The sequence below is a fragment of the Pseudomonas sp. PDM10 genome, assembly GCF_014852295.1.
Taxonomy (GTDB): domain Bacteria; phylum Pseudomonadota; class Gammaproteobacteria; order Pseudomonadales; family Pseudomonadaceae; genus Aquipseudomonas.
The window spans coordinates 505658-529256 of sequence record NZ_JACVBJ010000002.1 but is presented as its reverse complement, the minus strand read 5'-3'; the positions used below and the strand labels follow the sequence as shown (position 1 = coordinate 529256).

At 59.0% G+C, this 23599-nt stretch carries 15 protein-coding genes; 10 read left to right on the top strand and 5 right to left on the bottom strand.

Annotated features, from left to right (window positions below):
- Positions 1-237: 237 nt before the first annotated feature.
- From IB252_RS08970 to IB252_RS08955, 4 genes are all read right to left on the bottom strand, one after another.
- Complete coding sequence (locus tag IB252_RS08970) at positions 238-1236, bottom strand: NADP-dependent oxidoreductase (RefSeq protein WP_192408245.1); 999 nt, start codon at positions 1234-1236, stop codon at positions 238-240.
- A 77-nt stretch (positions 1237-1313) separates the two neighbouring features.
- Complete coding sequence (locus IB252_RS08965; RefSeq protein WP_192408244.1) at positions 1314-2183, bottom strand: alpha/beta fold hydrolase; 870 nt, start codon at positions 2181-2183, stop codon at positions 1314-1316.
- 47 nt (positions 2184-2230) lie between these two features.
- Positions 2231-3019 carry an SDR family NAD(P)-dependent oxidoreductase gene (locus tag IB252_RS08960; protein ID WP_192408243.1) on the bottom strand — a complete coding sequence of 263 codons (789 nt, stop codon included), beginning with the start codon at positions 3017-3019 and terminating at the stop codon, positions 2231-2233.
- 51 nt (positions 3020-3070) lie between these two features.
- Entirely contained in the window at positions 3071-4192 is a 1122-nt protein-coding gene (locus tag IB252_RS08955; protein ID WP_192408242.1) for an alkene reductase, read from the bottom strand.
- Between the two features lie 146 nt (positions 4193-4338).
- On the opposite strand from IB252_RS08955, the gene IB252_RS08950 reads away from it, so the two are divergent.
- From IB252_RS08950 to IB252_RS30130, 4 genes are all read left to right on the top strand, one after another.
- Complete coding sequence (locus IB252_RS08950; protein WP_192408241.1) at positions 4339-4914, top strand: TetR/AcrR family transcriptional regulator; 576 nt, start codon at positions 4339-4341, stop codon at positions 4912-4914.
- A gap of 548 nt (positions 4915-5462) precedes the next feature.
- Positions 5463-5777: a GNAT family N-acetyltransferase gene (locus IB252_RS08945; RefSeq protein WP_318652716.1), complete on the top strand. Its 315-nt coding sequence runs from the start codon at positions 5463-5465 to the stop codon at positions 5775-5777.
- Positions 5778-6573: 796 nt separating this feature from the next.
- A complete protein-coding gene (locus IB252_RS08940) occupies positions 6574-7680 on the top strand; it encodes a helix-turn-helix transcriptional regulator (RefSeq protein ID WP_192408240.1) in 1107 nt (368 codons plus the stop codon).
- Positions 7681-8008: 328 nt separating this feature from the next.
- Positions 8009-8221: a helix-turn-helix transcriptional regulator gene (locus IB252_RS30130; protein WP_225607352.1), complete on the top strand. Its 213-nt coding sequence runs from the start codon at positions 8009-8011 to the stop codon at positions 8219-8221.
- Between the two features lie 30 nt (positions 8222-8251).
- On the opposite strand, the gene IB252_RS30125 is transcribed toward IB252_RS30130, so the two are convergent.
- Positions 8252-16765, bottom strand: coding sequence for a beta strand repeat-containing protein (locus IB252_RS30125; RefSeq protein ID WP_225607351.1), 8514 nt, complete (start codon positions 16763-16765; stop codon positions 8252-8254).
- Positions 16766-17600: 835 nt separating this feature from the next.
- Between IB252_RS30125 and IB252_RS08890 the strand changes: the two genes are divergently transcribed.
- The 6 genes from IB252_RS08890 (at position 17601) to IB252_RS08865 (ending at position 23593) form a co-directional block, all read left to right on the top strand.
- Positions 17601-17921: an isochorismate lyase gene (locus IB252_RS08890; RefSeq protein ID WP_008154661.1), complete on the top strand. Its 321-nt coding sequence runs from the start codon at positions 17601-17603 to the stop codon at positions 17919-17921.
- A gap of 439 nt (positions 17922-18360) precedes the next feature.
- Positions 18361-19212 carry a sugar phosphate isomerase/epimerase family protein gene (locus IB252_RS08885; RefSeq protein ID WP_192408239.1) on the top strand — a complete coding sequence of 284 codons (852 nt, stop codon included), beginning with the start codon at positions 18361-18363 and terminating at the stop codon, positions 19210-19212.
- A gap of 14 nt (positions 19213-19226) precedes the next feature.
- Positions 19227-20297 (top strand): isopenicillin N synthase family dioxygenase, encoded by a 1071-nt coding sequence (locus IB252_RS08880; protein ID WP_192408238.1) that lies wholly within the window; start codon positions 19227-19229, stop codon positions 20295-20297.
- Positions 20298-20341: 44 nt separating this feature from the next.
- Complete coding sequence (locus IB252_RS08875) at positions 20342-21136, top strand: ABC transporter substrate-binding protein (RefSeq protein WP_192408237.1); 795 nt, start codon at positions 20342-20344, stop codon at positions 21134-21136.
- 64 nt (positions 21137-21200) lie between these two features.
- Positions 21201-22748, top strand: coding sequence for an amino acid ABC transporter permease/ATP-binding protein (locus IB252_RS08870; protein WP_192408236.1), 1548 nt, complete (start codon positions 21201-21203; stop codon positions 22746-22748).
- Between the two features lie 56 nt (positions 22749-22804).
- Entirely contained in the window at positions 22805-23593 is a 789-nt protein-coding gene (locus IB252_RS08865) for an SDR family oxidoreductase (protein WP_192408235.1), read from the top strand.
- The last annotated feature ends 6 nt before the right edge of the window (positions 23594-23599 follow it).

Sequence of the window (23599 nt, the reverse complement as noted above, 5' to 3'; positions counted from 1 at the left end):
CTACGAGCTTGTGGCGATGTAAGCATTGTTTCGATTGAGGAGCGGCTTCAATCATTTCTCGTCACTGCTCAAGCATCAAGCTACGCCAAATAATCACCGGCTTTTCTAGAGGTGCGACTTCCGGTTGCAACTGCTCCTGTGTGTGCCTGTTGTGCGGTGGCTGCTCCTCTGGTTCAGGCGCTGGAGTCTGATACTTGGCGGCATGCACGTTATCTACGGACATTTTGTGTAGTGCGCTTATTTGATTGTTATGGTGACTTTGCCTTTTGATCTGCCCTGCTCGACGTACCGCAACGCCTCTGCTGTCGATTCAAAAGGGAAGGAACGATCGATGACCGGTTTGATGACGCCCGCTTCGATAAGCGAGGTGATTTTTTGCAGTTGCACCCCGTCGGCACGCATAAACAAAAATGCATAGCTCACCCCATGCTTGCGGGCTTTTCTACGAATACCGCTGCTCAGCAGGCGCATGACTTGCCGCAGCATCCAGGACAAGCCTTGCTCTTGGGCAAATTCTGCTGTCGGTGGTCCGGAGAGGGAAATGAGCTGCCCACCGGGCTTGAGAACTTCGACTGATTTAATCAGTACATCGTTGCCCAGGCTGTTCAATACCACGTCGAAATCGTGCAATTCGGTTGCAAAATTTTGCTGCTTGTAGTCGATGACCACATCCGCCCCGAGCGCCGCCACCCATTCGACATTCGCCGTGCTGGTGGTCGTCGCAACGAAGGCGCCGAGGTGTTTGGCGAGCTGGATGGCAAACGTGCCAACACCGCCGGATCCGGCATGAATCAATACCTTCTGGCCTTTTTTCACCTGGGCGGTCTCAACCAGCGCCTGCCAGGCCGTCAAGGCGGCCAAGGGGACGGACGCCGCTTCGGCCATGTCAAGGTTCGAGGGTTTCATCGCGAGCGCGTTTTCGTTCACGGCGATCAGTTCGGCAAACGTCCCGATCCGATCCTCGGGAGGGCGTGCATAGACTTCGTCTCCTGGATTGAATCGCTTCACCGCCGAGCCCGTGCGAACGACCACACCCGCCAGGTCATTGCCCAATACCAATGGAAATGTATAGGGCAGGATCAGTTTGAATTCCCCGGTTCTGATCTTCGAGTCCAACGGGTTCACGCTCGTTGCATGCACCTGGATCAGCACGTCATGCGCACCGACCGCAGGATCGGGCACTTCGCCAATCATTCCGTTCTGCTTGCCGTAGCGGTCGATAAAAAATGCCTTCATGTTGCAGCTGCTCTTGTCGGTGGAATGAGAATGGGGCACGGCCCCGGCAACGTTGATGCGATGCGACGTTCAGGTTGTCAGCCGTCGAGGAACGCCAAAGCCTTGGCCACGAAATCGGTATGGTGCTGGAAAATGCTGCCGTGCCCGGCGTCCTGGTAAATGATCAGTTGCGCGTTGGGGATTCGCTTTGCCAGCTCAAGCGAGTTGACAGTGGGCACCATGATGTCGTTGTCCCCGTTGGCTATCAGCGTCGGCATCCGCAGGCGACCGAGTTCTTGCGGCGCTTGCTTGCCCCACGCAGTAATGGCTTTCAATTGCCGTAAAAACGCGCGGGGTGTCGGGCCTTTGTCCCGGTCTTGCCGGCGCTCTTTCAATCGTTGCAAATACTCGGACGCAGCACGTTGTCCGTTGGCCGTGGTGGTAAAGAACAGGTAGAACTTGGGATCTCGTAGCGTCAGCAGACCCTTGATCATTAACGGCCAGGTCACCGAGCCGACGTTGTCGATGCCTGTGCCGCCGGCCGGGCCGGTTCCGGTGAGGATCAGCCTGCGCACGCGTTCGGGAGCTTTCAGGGCGATGTCTTGAGCGACGAAGCCTCCGAGTGAAAAGCCGAGCAGGTCAACCTTGTCCAAACCCAACGCACGAATAAAGCCGATGCCATCGTCAGCCATCTCACCGACGGTCAATGGCGCGGCGCCACCCGAGCCACCGATACCGCGGTAATCGGTGGTGATGACACGCCGGTTTTTTGCCAGACCGTCAATGATCCTGGGGTCAAAGTTATCCAGCACCGCCCCCCAATGATTGAACATGACCAGCGGGACCTGCGTTCTGGGTCCCTGATCACGATAGGCGAAAGGTATCCCGCCAACCAGGACCGACTGGTTCGCCGCGTTGATAAATGACGACTGCGAACCTGGATGATTGCTTCTAGCCAAAAGAGTCATGTTTATTCCGTCCGATTGCGGGGCGAGGCCGACCTGCTCGACAGGGTTCAGACTTGAGTCAAATAGCGTGGTGCCACGGCGGACTGTCTGATCTGCGACAAAAGACCCTGACGTGCGGTTTGCAGGGCATCCCAGCGCTCGCCTTCTTGCAACGGAGGAATGGTCACCGGTTCGCGGCGGTCGAAGCCGACCAGTGCGGCATCGACCAGGTCATCCACTTCCATGATTTCGCTCAAGGTGTTGATGTCGATACCGGCGCGGTCCCAAATCTCCGTGCGGGTGGCGGCGGGCAATACGGCTTGCACATAAACACCCAGAGGCGAAAGTTCCAGGCTCAGGCCTTGGGAAAGGAACAGCACAAACGCCTTGGTCGCCCCATAGACCGACATGCCAAATTCAGGCGCCAGGCCCACCACCGAACCAATGTTGATGATCGCGCCTTCACCTGCTTTGGCCAGGCGTGGCGCGATGGCGCTGGCGAGTCGCACCAGTGCAGTGGTGTTGAGGGCCACCAGCTGCGCAACGCTGTCGGTGCTTTGCTCGATGAAGGTGCCGGACTGCGCGGCACCGGCATTGTTGACGAGGATGCCGATGCGCTCGTCATTCCGCAGGCGCGCTTCGACAGTGTGCAGGTCGCTGAGTTGAGTCAGGTCGGCCGGAACCACCTCAATGGCGACGCTGTGTTCGTCACGCAACCTTGCGGCGAGCGTTTCCAGGCGCGATTGGTCGCGGGCGACCAACACCAGATCATGCCCGCGTTGGGCGAAACGTTGGGCATAAACCGCGCCGATGCCGGTGGAAGCGCCAGTGATGAGAACGGTAGGACGAGTAGTCATGATGTCAGCTCTTTTTTCGGGAACATGAATGGGTTGGATGCACGATCAAAATCAGGCCCGATCAGCCTGTGCCTGGTTCGCGACAGCGCTGGATTCGTCAAGCGTCGGGTAGTCGATGTATCCCGCCGCTCCGCCGCCGTAGAGCGTGGAAGGGTCAAAGGCGGACAGTGGCGCACCGGTTTTGAGCCGCTCCACCAGATCAGGGTTGCCGATAAAAGGACGGCCAAAGGCGATCAGGTCGGCCTTGTCATGCGCAAGGCTTTCCGTGGCCAGGCCCAGGTCATAGCCATTGTTGGCGATGTAGGTGTTCTTGAAGCGCAGACGCAAGGCGCCGAAATCAAAGGGCGCCACGTCGCGAGGTCCACCGGTCGCGCCTTCGACGACGTGCAGATAAACGATGTCCAGAGCATTGAGTTGATCGACGATGTAATTGAACTGGGCCTGCGGATCACGGCTCGATACACCATTGGCCGGCGAGACAGGCGAAAGGCGAATGCCCGTGCGATCAGCACCAATCTCGGCGGCCACGGCAGCCGTCACTTCCAGCAGCAGACGCGCACGGTTTGCGATTGAGCCGCCGTACGCATCAGTACGCAGGTTGGAGCCGTCCTTGATGAACTGATCCAGCAAATAGCCGTTTGCACCGTGGATTTCCACGCCATCGAAGCCTGCCGCAATGGCGTTTGCCGCCGCTTGGCGGAAATCGTTGACGATGCCCGGCAATTCGTCAGCTTCCAATGCTCGTGGCTCGGAAACGTCCTCGAAGCGGTTGTTGACGAACACCTTGGTCGCGGGACGAAGCGCGGAAGGGGCTACCGGCGCCGCGCCGTGCTGTTGCAGATCGACGTGGGAAACACGGCCCACATGCCACAGTTGCAGGAAAATTCTCCCGCCCTTGGCGTGCACGGCATCGGTCACCTTGCGCCATCCCTCTATCTGAGCCGGTGTGTAAATGCCTGGCGTGTCCTGATAGCCCTGTCCCTGCTGGGATATCTGCGAGGCTTCGGAAATCAGCAAGCCCGCGCTGGCTCGCTGGCTGTAATAGGCAGCAGCAAATTCACTCGGTACAAAGCCTTTTCCGGCGCGATTGCGCGTCAGCGGGGCGAGAACCACGCGGTTTGACAGTTTCAGCGTGCCAAGCGTGTAAGGGGTAAACAGATTCTGGTCGCTCATGGGTGTTTGTTCCGTGCCCGTTGGTGAATTTCATATCGCCGGCATTTAGGATGATGATCGAAATCTAAACTGTCAACAATTTTGATTATGATCAACATCCATGTATCATCAACCCACGAATTTCCAGCGGTAACGAGGTATCGAACATGCGAGTGAGCAAGGCCCAGGCCCAGGCAAATCGGGAGCACATCGTCGAAACGGCCTCGGCCATGTTTCGCGAACGCGGTTTTGACGGTGTCGGCGTAGCCGACTTGATGGCCGCTGCCGGTTTCACCCATGGCGGTTTCTACAAACATTTCGGTTCGAAGGCCGACTTGATGGCTGAGGCCTCGGCCAACAGCCTTGCGCAATCGCTGATCAGCGCTGAAGCACTGAGCATCAAGGATTTCATCGATGTGTATGTGTCCAGGGATCATCGCGACGGGCGCGCCACGGGTTGCACCATGGCAGCGTTGTGCGGCGACGCTGCGCGTCAGTCCGGCGATGTGAAGTCAGCATTCGCTGAGGGCATTGAGCGCACGCTGCAAATTCTCGGCGAAAAATACCCGACCGGGCCGGATGCGCCAGCGGGTGAGGCTAGGGAGAAAGTGATCGACCTGTTGGCGCGCGCGGTCGGTGCGATCATGTTATCGCGCGCCTGTCCTGACGACTCGGCGCTGGCCGATGAGATTCTGGCGGTGTGTCACGCGCAAATGACTGCATCGTTATCTATTCAATCGTAGGTTCATTTCGTATTGGGAATAGATAGTTGTCACCACAAGACATGCTGACTTGCTTCATTTCGTCTTTGGCCGACACGAATGAATGTCTACTTTTCAACCGATTTCTGCCTGTCGCCACCGGTATCAATGGGTCCAGAGTGTGTAAAAACGCTTCGCCAAAATCAAAGTGTGCGCGCCTATGTTAAATCTGAAATTTATCGGCACGTCAGCAGATGTGAATTTCGCGTAGAAGCGCGATTTTCAGTCCGGTTTTTGAGTAGCTGGCTCGCTCAAAAACGTTTTTACACACCCTCGGTCGTTTTCTGCCTGTCACGACTGGCCGAAAACGACCCCATGCGGACGAATTAAAGTGCCGTTGTCGATTGATCGGTGATAAGGATTGAGCCTGCTAGCATTGAGTGTCAGAGAGCCTATAAGAGCACTGATGATTCAGATGATTAAAGTAGGAGCGAGCGGTTTTAATCAGCTCCGTGCGTCTTTGAGTCAAGCTGGATTGCCCTACGATGATGTGAGCGATCCCGGGTGGCAGTTCTACCGATTCGACGTGGATGGGAAATTGGTTGCTTATGGGTAGTGGCCCTGATCTCCTGCTGCGCTCTATGGTCGTTTGCGAGGAGCATCGTGGAGCGGGACTGGGTGCAGCGGTATTGTCGGAACTGGAACAATACGCGGTCTCCCGAGGCGCAGCCCGACTGCATTTGTTGACCCAAAGCGCTGTTAATTTTTTCACGGCCAACGGGTACGAACTGCTTGATAGGGGTAAAGCGCCTGTCGCAATTACCCAGACAGCTCAGCTCAAGCATTTGTACCCTTCATCAGCAAGCTACCTGCGGAAAACTTTAAGCAGATCCCCTCTGCGCTGAGTGAGCCATCGAAACGCTTCTGGGTCATTGCTAGTGTTGGTAGCCAACGCCCGCTTTTGGCCGATACTGTTGAAAAAGTCGGTCCTTCCAGACGACCCGCATACTGACCGCTGAAAACGCCTCTTTTGCGCGCCGCTAAGCGAAATCTGAGCCCGAAATCCTCTGCTCAAAAAGTAAAGATTTCAATCTCAAGCGCCTACTTTTCTGCCGTGGGAACCATGGCCGACTTTTTCAACAGAATCGGCCGATTGCAGCCCTTCGCAACAAGCAGCAACCGGCCTGAGACGCCGCAGGATCAATGGCAAACTGATGTGTATGTTCCGCTGCAATAGCGGAGCAATCAGCTTTCGACCCTGACAGACATTGACGAGTGTTCCGCTCAGGGTTGCAGCCTTTCGGAACACACAGCGGTCGGCCAGAAGCAGTCAGGAGGCAAGGTGAGTCCGCGACAAAAGACAGGAGGCAAAGAAGTCGCAGGCTGCTAAACCGATACCGGCAAGCTCGTGTGCATGTACTTCACCGAGTGACTGCAGCAGACGGCGCCAGCCGAGTAGGAAAATTTCAGCAGCATCCACCAATGGCCATCCATCGGAAAAGCCGGCTTGCAGCCAGGGCTGCCGGGTAAGTGTTGCTGCCAACGTGTCACGCCAGGCTTGGGCGCAGGAGGTTTTTTCACCCCCCTTACAGCCCTTTCACCGACCACCGGCATTGCAGAAAGGTCGGCCATGAGCCATATGAAAGCGTAGCGCCCGCAAGTTCGACGGCGCGACGCCAACCGCTAGCAGAGAGGCTTGCCATGCCACGTCTGGATGAACAGAAGGTCTACGACGAATTGGTCGGCCTCTGTTATGAGTGCGTGCTGGACGACTCCGCCTGGCGGCCACTGCTCAAACTACTGGTCGCGGCCAGCGGGCGACAGCAGGGCTTGTTACTGTTCGCGGATTACCGCAAGAACGGCACTCACGCCTCCACCACCCTCAACCTGTGCGACCCCGCCGGGATCGACGTCTACAACCGCCACTACTGCAATCTGGATCCGGGCCTTGACTTCGTCCGCTCCCGCGGTGTGGGTCACTGGTACAACGACCTCATAGATTTCGGCCCTGAACGCATCCGGCGCGACCCTTATTATCAGGAGTTTTACATTCCCTTCGGGCTGCATAACCTCTCCTGCGTCAAGCTAGAGGAACAGGCCGATTCAGGTATCTACCTGACCGTGCTCAACGAGGTCGGCGCCCCCTTGCCAACCGCCCAACAACATGCACTGCTGCAGCGGGTTAGCCCGCACTTGCTTAAGGCCGCTAAACTGTCCAGCAAGGTCAACCACCTGGAATTAGAACTGACCACACGCGACCTGCTGCTGGACCACCACCCCACCCCGCTCTGGCTGCTAGACGGCGACGGTCATGTACTCTATTGCAACCAGGCGGCGGCACGACACATGAGCCAGAGCGCTTTCCCGCTCTATGAGAACTTCGCACGCCTGCACAGCACGAACCAGGACACCAGCCTACAGGCGCTGATCCGCCGCGCCGCCGGCAAGGACGGCAAGCGACACGCCAGCTGGCTGCGCCTCAATCCCACTCAGCAGCAGGAGTTGCTGGTCACGCCGGTCCCAGCCGAAGTGGCCTTCAACCGCCTCTTCCAAAAACCATTGGTACTATTGGCACTGCTGGAAAACCAGCCACAATCCCAGCTGCTGGCTGAGCTCTTCCGGCTCACCCCGGCCGAGCAGCGCCTGGCCGAACTCCTGGCTCAGGGACTCACCCCGGAAAACTGTGCGGCTCGTTTGAGCGTGTCCATTAACACCGTGCGCACGCAATTGCGCGCTCTGTTTCGCAAGACCGACACGGAGCGGCAGGCCGAGCTGGTCAGCCTCTTCGCTCGTCTGCAGCAGCGTTAAACCGGCTCACCAACCTGCCATCACCCCAAGATGACTCGCATACCCGAGGGAAGGTATACGCGACCTGCTGAGCCAGAGTGGCTTCCCGCTATGAGAACTTCGCCCGCCTGCACATCACGAACCAGGGACACCAGCCTGCAGGCGCTGATCCGCCGCAGCAGCGGCAGCGCCAGCGGCAAAGATGGCAAGCGACACACCAGCTGGCTGCACTTTAACGCCCTCCCAGTAGCAGGAACTGCTAGTTACCCCCGCTGCCGGCGAAATCCGCTTTCAGCCAACACCTCCAGAAGCCGCTGGTGCTGCTGGCGCTCTGGAGAACCAGCCTCAGATGAGCCTGCTGGCCGAACTTTTCCAGCTCAGCCCAGCCGAACACCGACTGGCCGAACTGCTGGCTCAGGGGCTGACCCTGGAAGGCTGCGCCGCACGCCTGAACGTCTCTATCAACACCGTGAAGACCCAGTTGCGTGCACTGTTTTGCAAAACCGGCACCACCCGCCAGGCGCAACTGATCAACCTCTTTACCCGGTTGATCGGGGGTTGAGGACGGGTTTGTCCTGCAACCCCCGGCACCTTAAACGTACAGCTGCACATCGCTCGCCGTCAGAGTCGTCACACCGGTCAGGGTTACCACCGCGACCGCGTTGCCGTTGGCTGCGCCGTCGGCATCGTAATAGAGCGTGTGGTCATTCTGATTGAACACCAGATGCGCGCCCGCCACCTCGTTCTGCGCGCCGCTGACGTTGGCCAGTGTGTCAGCGACGGTCGTACCCTGCAGGTTGAATAGCCCACTGTTGAGCGCCAGCACGTCGCTGCCCTGGGTGAAATCGGTGATCAGATCGGCACGATCGCCCGGCAACTGTGCGAACTGGAAGGTATCGGCACCGGTACCGCCGCTGAACCAGTCGGTTTCGAGGGTACTGCGGATCAGGTTGGCCGAAGCGTCGCCGGTCCATTCGAGGTGGTCGAGGACAGGGTTGCCGTTGGCGTCGTAGCGTTGGCTGTAGATATTGTAACCACTACCATCCTGGTCGCTGGACGTCCAACTCACCACATAACCACCATCACTGAGAGTGCCAATTGTCGGTAGCATCTGACTGTCGAAGGTAGTGCTGTTGACCCTCACCTCACCACCCACAACCGCGCCACTGGCGTCGTAACGTTGCGTGTAGATACCCCAGCTGCTGCCATCCTGGAAATTGGCCATCCAGCTCACCACATAACCGCCGTCGCTGAGCGCAGCTATCACTGATTGTTCCTGACTATCGAGCGTGGTGCTGTTAACCCGCACCTCGCCACCCACGGTTGCATTGTTGACATCGTAGCGCTGCGCGTAGACGCCCCAGTCGCTGCCATCCTGGCCATAGGACGTCCAACTAACCACATAACCACCCTCACTGAGCGCGCTAATCGCCGGTAGCTCCTGACTGCCGAGCGTGGTGCTATTGACCCGCACCTCGGCACCCAAGGCCGCGCCGCTGGCATCGTAGCGCTGCGCGTAGATGCCTGTGTTGCTGCCGTCCTGATCCCTGGACGTCCAACTCACCACAAAACCACCATCGCTAAGCGCAGCTATCACCTGTTGATCCTGATTGTCGGGCGTGGTGCTGTTGACTTTCACCTCGCCGCCCACCGCTGCGCCGCTGGCATTGTAGCGCTGCGCGTAGACGCCCGTGTTGCTGCCGTCCTGGCCGTAGGAACTCCAACTGACCACATAACCACCGTCACTGAGCGTACTGATCGCCGGGTGCTCCTGGCTGTCGACCGTGGTGCTGTTGACCCGCACCTCGCCACTCACGGCTGCGCCATTGGCGTCGTAATGCCGCATGTAAACCCCCCAGTTACTGCCGTCCTGTCCGAAGGACGCCCAACTCACCACATAACTGCCGTCACTGAGCGCGCTGATCGCCGGTTGCTCCTGACTACTGAGCGTGGTGCTGTTGACCCGCACCTCGCCACCCATAGCTGCACCTCTGGCATCGTAGCGCTGCGCGTAGACGCCCGTGTTGCTGCCGTCCTGGCCGAAGGACGTCCAACTCACGACATAACCGCCGTCGCTGAGCGCGGCAATCATCGGGTCTTGCTGAGTATCTAAAGTGGTACTGTTAACCCGCACCTCGCCGCGCAACGCCTGCAGCCGCACGCCATCGCCAAACTGCAGCGTTTCGAAGCCGTGCAAGGTATCGAGACCTTCGTTGCCGTTTGCAGAATTCATATCGTTGACGCTGATCAGGTCAACCGCCTGTGCGTTAAACGCAAAGTCGTGCTGATTGCCCTGATACAGCGCAGTGTCGTGGCCTTCTCCACCAAACAAGGTGTCGTTGCCCCCGCCTCCGGCAATGCGCTCGTCGCCGCTGCCGAGCTGGACTAGATTGTCGCCAGCATCGCCCGCAAGCGTCAGCGTGTTGACGACCGCCTGGCCGCTGGCATCGTAACGCTGCGCGTAGATGCCCCCACCGCTGCCGTCCTGACCGTAGGACATCCAACTCACCACGTAGCCGCCGTCGCTGAGCCCGCTGATCGTCGGTTGGTACTGATCGCTGGCCGTGGTGCCGTTTACCCGTACCTCGTCACCCACCGCTGCACCGTTGGCAGCGTAGCGCTGCGCGTAGATGCCCAAGCCGCTGCCGTCCTGGTTGCTGGAAACCCAGATAATCATATAGCCGCCGTCGCTGAGCCCGCTGATCGTCGGTTGATACTGATCGCTGGCCGTGGTGCTGTTAACCCGCACCTCGCCCCCCACAGTTGCGCCGCTGGCAGCGTAGCGCTGCGCATACACCCCATAGCCGCTACCGTCCTGACCGTAGGACTCCCAAGTCACCACGTAGCCGCCTCCAGCCAGGCCCGCGATACTGGGGTTAGTCTGATCATTCACGGTGACGGTATTGACCCGCACCTCGCCCCCCACAGCGGCACCACTGGTGGTGTAACGCTGTGTGTACACGCCGAAGTCGCTGCCGTCCTGGCCCAAAGACATCCAGCTCACCACATAGCCGCCGTCACTGAGCGCACCGATCGTCGATTGTTGCTGACTGCTAAAAGTGGTGCTATTGACCCGCACCTCGCCCCCCATAGCGGCACCACTGGCATCATAGCGCTGCGCGTACACGCCGTAGGCGCTGCCGTCCTGGTCCCAGGACATCCAGCTCACCACATAGCCGCCGTTCGCCAGTGCCGCCACGCGAGGGTTAAGCTGTTCATTCACGGTGACGGTGTTGACCCGCACCTCGCCCCCCGCAGCTGCGCCACTGGCATCATAGCGTTGCGCGTACACGCCGTAGCCGCTGCTGTCCTGACCATAGGACTCCCAAGTCACTATGTAGCCGCCTCCGGCCAGGCCCGCGACACTGGGGTTAGTCTGATCATTCGCAAGAAAAGGGTTGACCAGTGCTTCCTCGCCAAACTTGTTGCCGTTGGCGTCATAGCGCTGCGCATAGATGTCGTAGCCATTGCCAATCAAGTTGAGCGCTTGCCAGATCACCACATAACCGCCACCAGCCAGCGCCACTACGCTCGGGTTTATCTGATTGTTGGCCGTGGTTGTGTTGACCAGCACCTCCCCTCCCGGGGCGCCGTTGACCGTGACCGTGCCAATGGCAAAGTGCAGTTGCTCGACAGCGCTGATCTGGTCTCGCCCGGCCTCGCCGCTCCCTACACCAGCCTCGACCGCCAGATAGCCATGCGGGTCGAAAGTGAAGGTGTACTGGTTCATGCCGGCACTGTAGACCGCGCTGTCGTTGCCCGCTCCACCGTCGAGCCGATCGTTTCCGGCACCACCTTCGAGTTCGTCGTCGCCTGCGAGGCCGAGCAGCGTGTCGTTACCTCCGTGGCCGAGCAGGGAATCAGCCGCCGCTGTACCGGTCAGCGGATCGTTGCCGGGACCGCCTTCGATTAGGTTCAACTGCGCTGCCACCGGCGTGGTGGCAGCGCTCGCCACCACCTCAGCCGTACCACCGTCATCAATGTAGCGCGCCTCGACACGCACATGCTGGCCGACATCAGCAGCGCTCAGCGTGTAGGTATTGCCAGTGGCACTGGCAATGGCGCTCCAGCTGTTGCCGTCACTCGAGCGTTGCCACTGATAGCCGATGATTCCCAGCCCATCGATATCGGCCAGCGAATTACTCGCGCTCAGTGTCTGCCCTGCGGTAGCGTTGCCGCTGATTGCAACCGCGCCTGTCGGTGCGTCATTAATCGCCGCCAGGCTGAAGCCCTGGTTGGTGGCGACCGAACCGCCGTTACCATCGATGACCTGGTAGTTGAGCGTGACCGCGCCGTTGTAGTTGGCATCCGGCGTGAAGGTCCAACTGTCATCGCCGTTATCGACCAGCGTACCGTGGTTGGCGCTAAGGTTGGCGACGGACAAGGCATCGCCGTCCGGGTCGCTGGCGTTGGCCAGCAACTGCGCGGCGGTAATGCCATAGGCCGTGTCTTCCGTGCCAGAAGGCAACGCGCTCGGAGCGCTGACAACCGGCGCATCATTGGTGTTGCCGATGCTCAGGACGAAACTGCTGCTCGCCGTGGCATTGCTGCCATCGGTAGCCGTCACCCGCACACTCAGACTGCCCACATCGCCATTCCCCGGTGTACCGCTGAAGCTGCGGTTGACCGGGTCGAAGCTCAGCCACGCAGGCAAGGAGTCACCGTTGGCCTGGCTGGCGCTGTAGCTGAGTGTGTCGCCATCGACATCGACGAAGGTATCGGCCGGGACGCTGAAGTTAATGGAGTTATCCTGGCTGGCATTCTGATCGGTGAGCGGGTTGGCCAGGGTCGGCGGGTCGTTGACCGGTGCAAGGTTGAGGTTGGCAGAGGTCGCCACGTCGTTGCCTCCGTCGGTGACCACCACATTGAACGTCACTGCACCATTGCGGTTGGCTGCCGGGGTAAAGGTCCAGCTGCCGTTGCCATGGTCGGTGAGTGTGCCATCGTTCGGACTGACGTTGACGCTCTTCACGCTCGGCGTATTGCCGGTGTCGCTGGTATTGGCCAACAGTTGCGCGGCGCTGAAGGTATAGGTGGAGTCTTCACTGCCATCGGCCAGGGTCACCGGGCCGCTTACCAGCGGCGCGGTGGTATCGAGGGTGAATGTGCTGCCGGTGCCGCTGGCGGTGTTGCCGGCCGTGTCGCTGGCCGTTACCGACACACTGATCGGGCCATCGCTCAGGCTGGACAGGTCGGCGCTGCCGTTGACTCCGACGACGCTGTGGCTGCCATCGCTGAAACTGACCGTGGCGCTGGCGTCCGCATCGAGGCCGGAAACCGTGTAGGCGACCGCCGTTTTCTCGGCGTTATTGATCAGGGCATCGGCCAGCGACACCGTCAGGTCGCCGCCCGTGTCGGCGCTGGTGTCCAGTATGAGCCCGACGCCGCCTGAGAAGGTAAGGTCATCCACCCCGAGGAACCACCCGTCGCCGCTGATCTGCAGCCCCACGATCGGGCCTCCCGAGGAGGTCACGCTCAGCAGGGTATTAACTCCATCCCCCGCCAACAGCGCTTGCCCTACCAACACGCCCGAGGCGTTGTAAGCAAAGAGGCCGGTACCCGCGCCACCCGAAACATAGGCCGACACCGATTGGATATTGCCAATGGCCGAATTGAAGGTGAAGGTCATCAAGCCCAATTCAGAATAGGCGAGGCTCGTTCCTGAGTGAGAAGGAAGTAAAGGCGAAGAACTAACAATCATGGCCTCAGACACGGTGACGCCGAGATACATGTACTGATTGTTCAACGCACTACCAGGTGCAAGGTCATCGAACATCAGTGTTCTAGTCCCGCTGCCGTGGATGGCGCTGTTGCCGGCAACATCGGTGGCGACGATCGACACCTTGATCGGGCCATCGCTCAGGCTGGACAGGTCGGCGCTGCCGTTGACGCCGACCACGTGGTGATTGCTCGCGTCGCTGAAGGTGATGGCGGCGCTGGCGTCCGCGTCGAGGCCAGTCACGCTGTAGGCGATCGCGGTCTTCTCGGCGTTGTTGATCAGGCTGTCGGCGAGTATGACCCTCAGGTCGTTACCGACATCAGCGCTGTTATCGAGGGTGTAGCTGTGGCCGGTGCCGGCGCGGCTGTTGCCGGTGGCATTGATGGTCTGGACCAGCAAGCCGGTGCCGCTGCTGATCAAGGTGACGCCGCTGGCGCTCCAGCTATGGGTGGCGTTATCGGCCGCCGCATTGACCCAGGTGGTACCACCATCGGCGGAAACCTGGATGATCTCGCCAGAGTTCAGGTTGTCGGTGTAAGTGCCACTCACGGTCTGGCTGGCGACGTTGGTGAGGAAGTCGCCGGCGGTACCACTGTCATCGCTCAGCGCAGTCACCGTGGCCACTGCGGCGGGAGCATCGTCAACCGACGCGAGACTGAGGTTGGCCGAAGTTGCGACCGTCGCACCAGCACTGTCGGCAATCACTAACGCAAAATTTACCAGGCCGTTGCGATCCAGCGTCGGGGTGAAGGTCCAGCTGTCGTCGGGGTTGGCCGTGATCAAGCCGTCAGCCGGGTCGACGCTGACACTTTGCACGCTCAGGCTGTCGCCGATATCCACGTCGCTGGCGTTGGCCAGCAACTGGGCAGCAGTCAAGGTGTAGGCGCTGTCTTCCACGCCGTCCGGTAAACTGACCGGCCCGGACACGATCGGCGCATCGTTGACCCCGCTCAAGTGGATCTCGAAGGTGCCGGCGGCGGAACCGCCGTGCCCGTCCTGCACGATATAGGAAATCACATCGACTGCCTGCGCTCCCGCACCGAGGCTGTCGATGGCCGGCGAGTTGGCACTGTAGAAGAAGGCCCCGGGGGACTCGGCAAATCCTGCAACGCTACCGCCCAGGCTGCTTTGAGGAGCAAAAGTGTAGGTCAGCGAATCACCGTCCGGGTCCTGTACGCTCGTACTCACATTCGCCGAGATGAACCCGTTCTCGCTGCCCTCGGTCCACGGCACCCCGTTCACCACTGGCGCATCATTGACCGCTGCCAGATTCAGCTGCGCCGAGGTGGTGACCTGAAGACTGCCGTCACTCACGACCACGGCGAAATTCACCGGACCATTGAGGTTGCTCGCCGGGGTGAAGGTCCAAGTGCCGTTGCCATTATTGGTCAAGGCTCCGAGGCCTGAGTCGACGCTGACGCTCTGCACACTCAGCGTAGTGCCCGCGTCCACGTCGCTGGCATTGGCCAACAGCTGTGCAGTGGTAAAGGTATAGGGCGTGTCTTCGACACCATTGGCCAGGCTGACCGGGCTGCTGACGGTCGGCGCATCATTGACCGGCGTCACATTGACACTCAGGGAATTGGCATTGACCGCGAAGGCCGTGCCATCGCTGACCTTGAAGCCGATGCTGGCGTAGCCGCTGCCATTGCCATTGAGGGCCGGGACGAATTGCAGTTTGCCGGCGTCGAGGTCGGCCTTGCTGATGACCTGATCCTGAACCACCGCGCCCCAGGCACTGCCGTTGTTGTACTGGAGGCTGCCGAGCAACGGCAGACTGGTAATTTTCACCGCGGCCAGCGGGGTGTTTTCCGGGTCGCTGTAGGTGCCGAAGTCAGCGCTGCCCAAGATGACCGGCGTGTCCTCCAGGGTGCTCTGACTGTCGTTGGTGGAAGTCGGCGCGACGTTGACCGGGCTGGTAGCCGCGGCCTTGAGGGCGGCGGTGTTCCAGACCACGTTGTTGCCGAAACGAACCTGATCGATCTCGTAATCGGCGCCCAGATAAAAGTTTTTCAGGGTCAGGGTCTGGGAGGTCGCCAGCACCACCATCTGCAGGTCGTTGCCGGTGTGCACGAAGCGCACGTTGTTACTGTTGAGTCCGACCAGTTGCACGGTATCGACGTCGGCGCTGGCACCGCCGCTGTTATCGATCACGTCGTTGCCATAGCTGGTGCCATAGCGGTAGGTGTCGCTGCCGCGACGACCGGCCAGAAAGTCATCACCGGCACCACCATCGAGGAGGTTATTGCCAGTGTTGCCGATCAGGCTGTTGGCCAAGGCATTGCCGGTGCCATTGAGATTACTGGTGCCGGTGAGTTCGAGGTTTTCCAGGTTGGCGACCAGACTGTAGTTCAATGAGGCGCGGACGGTATCGTTGCCGCCACCTGCCAGTTCGGACAGGCTGTCGCCACTCTGATCGACGATGTAGATATCGTCGCCGCTGCCGCCCACCATGCTGTCGTTGCCAGCACCACCGTCAAGCAGGTCGTTGCCAGCGTCACCGTTCAGGCTGTCATTGCCAGCACCGCCTTGCAGCGTGTCATTGCCATCGCCGCCCTGGATCAGGTCGTTACCGCCACCGCCGTCAAGCAGGTTGTTTCCGGCATTGCCGATCAGGGTGTTGGCCAGCGTGTTGCCGGTGCCATTGATGTTGGCAGTGCCGGTCAGGGTCAGGCGCTCGACGTTGTTGCCCAAGGTGTAGTTGATACTGGCCTGGACCAGATCATCGCCGGCGTTGTTTGCCTCCACCACCACATCACTGGCGGCATCAACCACATAAGTGTCATTGCCCACGCCGCCTTCCATGCGGTCGTTGCCGCTGCCGCCGTCGAGCGTGTCATTACCGCCGTTGCCATACAGCGTATCGTCGCCACCCAGGCCGAGGAGACTGTCATCGTCGGGATTACCGTTGATCACGTCGGCGCCATCGGTCGGCACGACGGGCGGGTAATAGAGATTGGCCAGCATCACGCTGGCACTCCAACGGCTGCCGTCAGCGAACTGGATACGGTCGATCGCGTGATCCGCATCGAGAAAGTTCTGGCTCACGGTGAGGGTCTCGCCACTGGCCAGAACGCTGAGCACCAGGTCGTTGCCGATACGGGTCAGGCGAATCTGATTGGCGTTGAGGTTGGTCAACAGGAGGGTGTCGACGTCGTTGTTGGCGCCACCGGAATTGTCGATCACATCGAAGCCATAGCCCTGGCCGAACCGATAGGTATCGCTGCCGCGTCCCCCCACAAGTAGGTCATTGCCGGTGCCGCCGTCCAGCGTATCGTCACTACCGTTGCCGTAGAGTGTGTCGTTACCGCCCAGGCCATTGAGGGTGTCATTGCTGGCGCTACCCGTCAGAATATTGGCATATTCATTGCCATTTACAGTGGCCATGAGCACACTCCTCTAGAGTTAATGGCATTTTGACGGTGTGAGTGTAGTTCGCGGCAAATACCCAGCCATCATTCATTTGAATGACTCAGTAAGCCTTTCGTCTGATGTCCCAACGAACCTGCAACACCGCGCAAAATCGCCCTATCGCGCTGCGAATCAGTTGTGAACGCAGCGGAACGCAACGCAGAGATGAAGCGAGGTGCAGCCGGTATTCAGGAAGGGCGCAAGATGTGCCTTATCATGCAAAAGATCACCATGATCGTCGCCTTCTCCTCAGCGCCGACGAGGCAATTCATGCACGCACCGCCGGCAATGCCCGGGGCCGCGAGCTATTGCCATGAGCCTTGCGCGGGCATGCTCGGTGTCAGCCGTACAACCGCATACCGCATGGTCAGTGACCGCCTGATCCCATCTGTTCGGCGTACAGGTATGAGCAATGACGGACGCTGGTTTGCGAAATGCCAAGACGCTGCGAATGGAAGTGGCGGATGAGGTGATCGTTCTTATGCCCATACGTCACGATAATCCGTAGCCTGAAACTCCGTACTTTCTCCGGTAAAAGCACATTCCTATGCATCAACCATGGTTCGGGGCTACTCAACGTCACAGGCCGCAATCGGGCCAGAAGCAGTCACCCAACGGGCTGACACAGTTACCTACGATCTTATCGAGTAACGTGGCTTAATTAGTTCGCCGATCTGCCTTAGTCAAAGACTGCTCCTGGTGCTGCGGACAACGGATATTCTGGTATTCGGGCTGTATCACGCACGGAAGATGCCGCGGCGATATCTCTTCCGAAGGTTAACCATTTTTTTTAACAAGCGGAGTCACCTACATGGAAGTCATCAATCAGTTGCAACCCGCAGAGTGTGCGGGCATGGAGGACATCCGACGCGAAATCGATGCCCTTGATCAGGTCGTTATCAAGCTGTTGGGCAAGCGTTTTCACTACGTGCTGGCTGCCTCGAAGTTCAAGACCTCGGCGACTTCGGTGCGTGCTCCGGAGCGTTTCAAGGCCATGCTGGCGACACGTCGCGAGTGGGCCGAGGTCGAGGGCCTGAGCCCGGATGCAATCGAGAAGATGTACAGCGACCTGGTAAACCACTTCATTGCTGAAGAGATGAAACACTGGGTGACTCATCAATCCGAAACCTGATTCTGGTGCCCGGACTTTCCGCTTTGGGTTGTGGGTTCCGCTCAGTCGCAACATGCAGAAAATGGCCAATTTTAGCCATTGCTGACCGGCAGCTATAATGGGTCGACTGCTGCCCTTCGCCACAAACGGCTATCACCCCAGAAGCGGACCATTAACGCCCCAGTCTCGCTTGGGACTCTTCAAAATGATGCCGCAACAGTGGCACCCCTCGCTAATAGCCAGCGTAGACAACTACTCGCTCATAAAATCCTCCTTGAAAAACGCAATAAATAGCTAGCTATTTGTTGACGAAAGTCTGAAGTATTCATTTGAATTTTCGGATTCTTCCACCCCGCCGCCTATGCCTAACATCGGCTCCACAGCGAACCAGCCACGGCAGCGCCGGCTGGCTTTGTCGAAGTGCTTTTGCAGTAAGCCTGAGGATTTTTGAGGATCACCGATGAAGCTGGAAATTTTCCGCACGCTGTGGGGTTACACCGCCAGCAAGGCCCAGGCGCTTGAAGAGCTTCTGCAGGCGGGCTTTGATGGAATGGAAGCACGTCTGCCACTGGACGCCCGTGAACGGGCTGAGTTCGCCGCCTTTCTCCAGGCCAATCGCCTGGGTTATATCAGCACGGTTTTCACGGCGTACGATGTGCTGCCGGACCAGTCGGCGCCCCCTGCCATCCACCTCAATGACCTCGATCAGAAACTCGCCTGGGCTGCCGAGCTCGGCCCACGTTTCGTCAACGTGTTGGCGGGCAACGACCGCTGGTCCTTGCCACAACAAGTGGAGTTTTTTGGCCTGGCGCTGGAACTGGCGCGCAAGCACGGCCAGGTCTGCAGTTTCGAAACTCACCGTTCGCGTTCGCTGTTCAACCCTTGGGTGACCCTGGAGTTGATCCGGCAATTGCCCGATCTGTTGTTCACCAGTGACATCAGCCATTGGGTCGTAACCTGCGAGCGTCTGTTGAATGACCCGGCCGATGATCTGAGCGCTTTCATCGAGCGGGTTCACCATATCCAGGCACGGGTCGGTTACGACCAGGGCCCGCAGGTTCCACACCCGGCGGCTCCCGAATATGCAAAAGAACTGGCTTTCCATCAGCAGCACTGGGAAAGCATCTGGCGCTCGCAGCAAGCCCGCGGTTACCAGGTCAGCACCCTGACCCCGGAATTCGGCGCCGACGGCTACCTGCATCATTTGCCCTTCACCAATGTTCCGGTCGCCGACCTGTGGTCATTGAACGTGTGGATGGGCCAGACCGAGCGCGAACACTTCGAGCGTTTCCACCACTCAAGCCATCCTTAGGGAGCCGATGCGTCATGCCTGACAATAAAAACAACAGCGCCAGCACTGACACGCACAAAGCCAACTTCAATAGCATCCCGGTGGTCAACATCGCCGGTCTGTTCAGCGTCGAACTGGAGCACCGCCTGGCCGTGGCCGAACATTTGGGGCGCGCCGCCAGCGAAGTCGGGTTCCTCTATATCACCAATCACGGTATCGACCCGCAGCTGATCGCCAACCTGCGCAAGGCGGCCAAGGACTTTTTTGATCAGCCCTTCGACACCAAGATGCGGCACTACATCGGCACCTCGCAAACCCACAAGGGCTTTGTGCCCGAAGGCGAAGAGGTCTATTCCAAAGGCAAGCCGGACCACAAGGAAGCCTTCGACGTCGGCTTCGAAGTCCCGGCCGATGATCCGCTGGTGCTGGCCAACACCCCGTTGCTGGGGCCCAACGACTGGCCACAACTGCCGGGTTTCAAGGCGTCGGTGCAGGCCTACTATGAAGCGATCTTCGCCTTGGGCCGGCGCCTGTTCGGCGGCTTTGCCCTGACCCTGGGCCTGGAAGAAAATTACTTCGACAGCCTGGTCACCCGCCCGCCGTCCAAGCTGCGCCTGATCCACTACCCCTTCGACGGTGCCGCCCATGACGCACCGGGTCTTGGCGCCCATACTGACTATGAGTGTTTCACCATCCTCCTGGCCGACAAACCAGGCCTTGAGGTGATGAACAACCTTGGACAATGGATCGATGCACCACCAATGGCCGATGCCTTTGTGGTCAACATCGGCGACATGCTGGAAGTGATGACAGCAGGCGCTTTCGTTGCCACTGCGCACCGGGTGCGGAGCGTGAAGGAGGAGCGTTATTCCTTTCCTCTGTTTTATGCCTGCGACTATCACACCCAGATCAAACCGCTGCCCGGGTTCACCCAGGGAGGCAACGACTACGAAGAAATCACGATCGGCGAACACATGTACGGCCAGGCACTGCAGACCTATCAGTATCTGCGCCAGAGGGTGGCCAATGGGGACGTTCAACTGCCAGGCAAGGCACGCAAGCCCGCCAGTTTCGGACATTTGAAAAATCAGGCGCAACCGTCCTGATTGAAGTTTTCAGTTACCCCTTACCTACGCCGGAGTCAGTAAAGATGAAAAACAATAATAAAAACCTGTTGAGCTTGGCTGTATTGGCAGCCGGTATGCTCGGTGCCTCGTTGAGCATGGCCGCATCAGACACGTTCAAGGTCGGCATGGAAATCACCTACCCTCCTTTCGAGTCCTATGACAAAGACAAAAACGTGGTGGGCTCGGACCCGGAACTGGCAGCCGCCCTGGCCAAGCACATGAACGCCAAGGTGGAGTTCATCGACACCAAATTCCCGAGCCTGATCCTGGGCCTGAACTCCGCCAAGTACGACGCGGTCATTTCCGGCATGTACATCACACCAGAGCGCCAGACTCAGACCCAGACCATCGCCTATGCCAACACCGGTGCCGCGGTCATGGTGCCCAAGGGCAGCGAGATCAATGCGAAAAAACCCGAAGACCTGTGCGGCTTGAAACTGGGCCTGGAACAGGGCACCACCTGGGTCAAGGAATTCAAGAAGCTCTCCGATGAGTACTGCGTGCCGAATAACAAAGGCGCGATCACCGTCAGTGAGTACCCCTCGGCGCCCGAAGTGACCCAGGCCCTGTTGTCCAAAAACATTCAGGCCCAGGTTGAAATCGCTGGCGCTGCCAAAATGATCGCGGAAAAAACCAATGGCCGGGTAGTGATCACCACCGAACACCCGATCTATCAACAAACCCTCGGTATCTTCGTCAAGAAAGGTAACGACGAAACATTCCAGGCCGTGCAAAAAGCCTTCGAAGAGACGAAAAAGAGCGGTGAATACGCCGCTATTCTTAAGAAATATGGCTTGGAAGAACCGACTGCCCACTAAGAACGTGTCCTTGTAGTCTGGTCATCTGCCGCCCCTGCACCGGGGTGGCAGATCGAGGTGCCCTATGCAATTCGATTGGTCGTATTTCTTCTCCCTGTTCTCCCTGCCGGACTTCTGGAAAGCCTGCGTCACGGTGGTCCAGCTCAGTGCCCTGGCCTGGTTCCTCGGCATGCTGCTGGGCTTTGGCCTGGCCACGGCCAAGTTGTCCCAGTCGCCCCTATTGCGCATTCCCGCGGCGGTCTACATCTGGTTCTTCCGCAGCATCCCGCTGCTGGTGCTGGTGGTCTTCGTCTACAACTTGCCCCAATTGTTTCCCGGTAGCGGACCGATTCTGTCGAACCCCTTCTACTCCGGCTTGCTTGCCTTGGTGGTCACGGAAGCGGCTTACATGGCAGAGATCCACCGTGGTGGCCTGATCTCCGTGGCCAAGGGCCAAAAGGAAGCAGGCCGCGCGCTGGGTGTCGGCCTGTTCGGCATGCAGCGCTTGATTGTGATCCCACAGGCTTTCCGTATCTCGCTGCCGACGTTGATCAATGAATACATCACGGTGGTCAAGCTGACGTCGCTGGTCTCGGTCATCTCCCTGACCGAAATCCTCACGGTCGGCCAACGCCTCTATGCCACCAACTTCTTGGTCATGGAAACCCTGGCGGCGGTGGGCGTGTACTACGTGCTGATCGTCACTGTGTTCGGCTTTTTCCTGCAGCGCCTGGAGCGCTACCTGGACCTGAACTTCCGCAAGCCGCATACACTCGATGCCGCCGCCGTGGTCAAGCTCAAGGCCTGCGCCGAAGCCTTGCCCGACATTGCGCGTAAAGCCGCGGGCAACAACACGACGCCAATCCTGCAACTGAAGAACATCCAGAAGAGCTATGGCACGCACCAAGTGCTGATGGGCATCGACCTGAATGTCGAATACGGCCAGGTGATCTCGATCATTGGCCCATCCGGTTCCGGCAAAACTTCGCTGATCCGCACGGTCAACGGCCTGGAAACCATCGATACCGGCGACATTCTGTTGTTCGGTGAAAAATTCATCGAAGCGTCGGACAAACCCAACAGCGCCCGTCTGCGCAAAGGCGTGCGGCACATTGGCATGGTGTTCCAGAACTTCAATCTGTTCCCGCACCGCACTATTCTCGACAACGTCACGCTGGCGCCGCGTTATCACGGCATCCCGGGTGAGCTGAGCGAGCACCGTGCATATGCGCTGCTGGACAAAGTCGGCCTGCTCGCCCACGCCCACAAGTACCCGCACCAACTCTCCGGCGGACAGCAACAGCGCGTGGCGATTGCGCGTGCTTTGGCCATGGAACCGGACATCATGCTGTTCGACGAGCCTACGTCAGCGCTCGATCCGGAGCTGGTGGGCGATGTGCTGAACGTCATACGCGACCTTGCCAGTGAAGGCATGACCATGATTATCGTCACCCACGAAATGGACTTTGCCATGTCGATATCCGACCGGGTCGTGTTCATGGAGAACGGTAATATCCAACTCGACGCTACACCTGAAACCATACGCTGCGATGCCGAAGGAGAGAGAGTGCGGCGCTTTATGGGCATCAGTACTCGATCGCCAAACCTGCCTGTCACTGCGAATCATGCGTGAGCATGGATGCTGCAGCAGGCAACCACTTTCTTTGAGCTTCCTTCAGGAAAACACGCATGAATCTTGGAATAGCAGGACGCTGGGCGCTGGTGTGCGCGGCCAGCAAAGGACTGGGTAAAGCCTGCGCACAGGCACTCGTCAGCGAAGGCGTGAACGTGGTGATCACCGCCCGAGGCGAACAGACGCTGAATGAAACAGCCTGTCAGCTCAGAGCGATAAATCCTGAAGTGACGGTCATCGCCGTAGCCGGAGACATTTCAACGCCCGAGGGTCGCGCGGCCGCCCTCATGGCCCATGAGCATTTCGATATTTTGATCAACAACGCTGGAGGCCCTCCTCCCGGGGATTTCCGCGAATGGGACCGCGACGCCTGGCTGAAGGCATTGCATACCAACATGCTCACCCCTATCGAGTTGATCAAGGCAACGGTCGACGGCATGGCGACCCGCGGATTTGGCCGAATCATCAACATCACGTCGAGTGCCGTGAAGTCCCCGATCGAAAGCCTGGGTCTTTCCAATGGCGCGCGCAGTGGTCTGACGGGATTTATCGCAGGGCTTGCACGGCAAGACAACATCGCCAGTCGGAATGTGACGATCAACAACCTGCAACCGGGCTCATTCGACACCGATCGACTGCGTGACAACCTGGTCGCTGCGGCTGAAGAGTCGGGGCAAGACAGTGAGGCATTCCTCGGCGAATGTCGTAGGGAAATTCCTGCCAAACGCTTCGGCTCACCCGAGGAGTTCGGGGCTCTGTGTGCCTTCGTTTGCAGCAGCCATGCGGGCTACCTGACCGGGCAGAACCTGTTGATTGATGGAGGGGCCATTCGCTCCAGCCAATAAAGACGG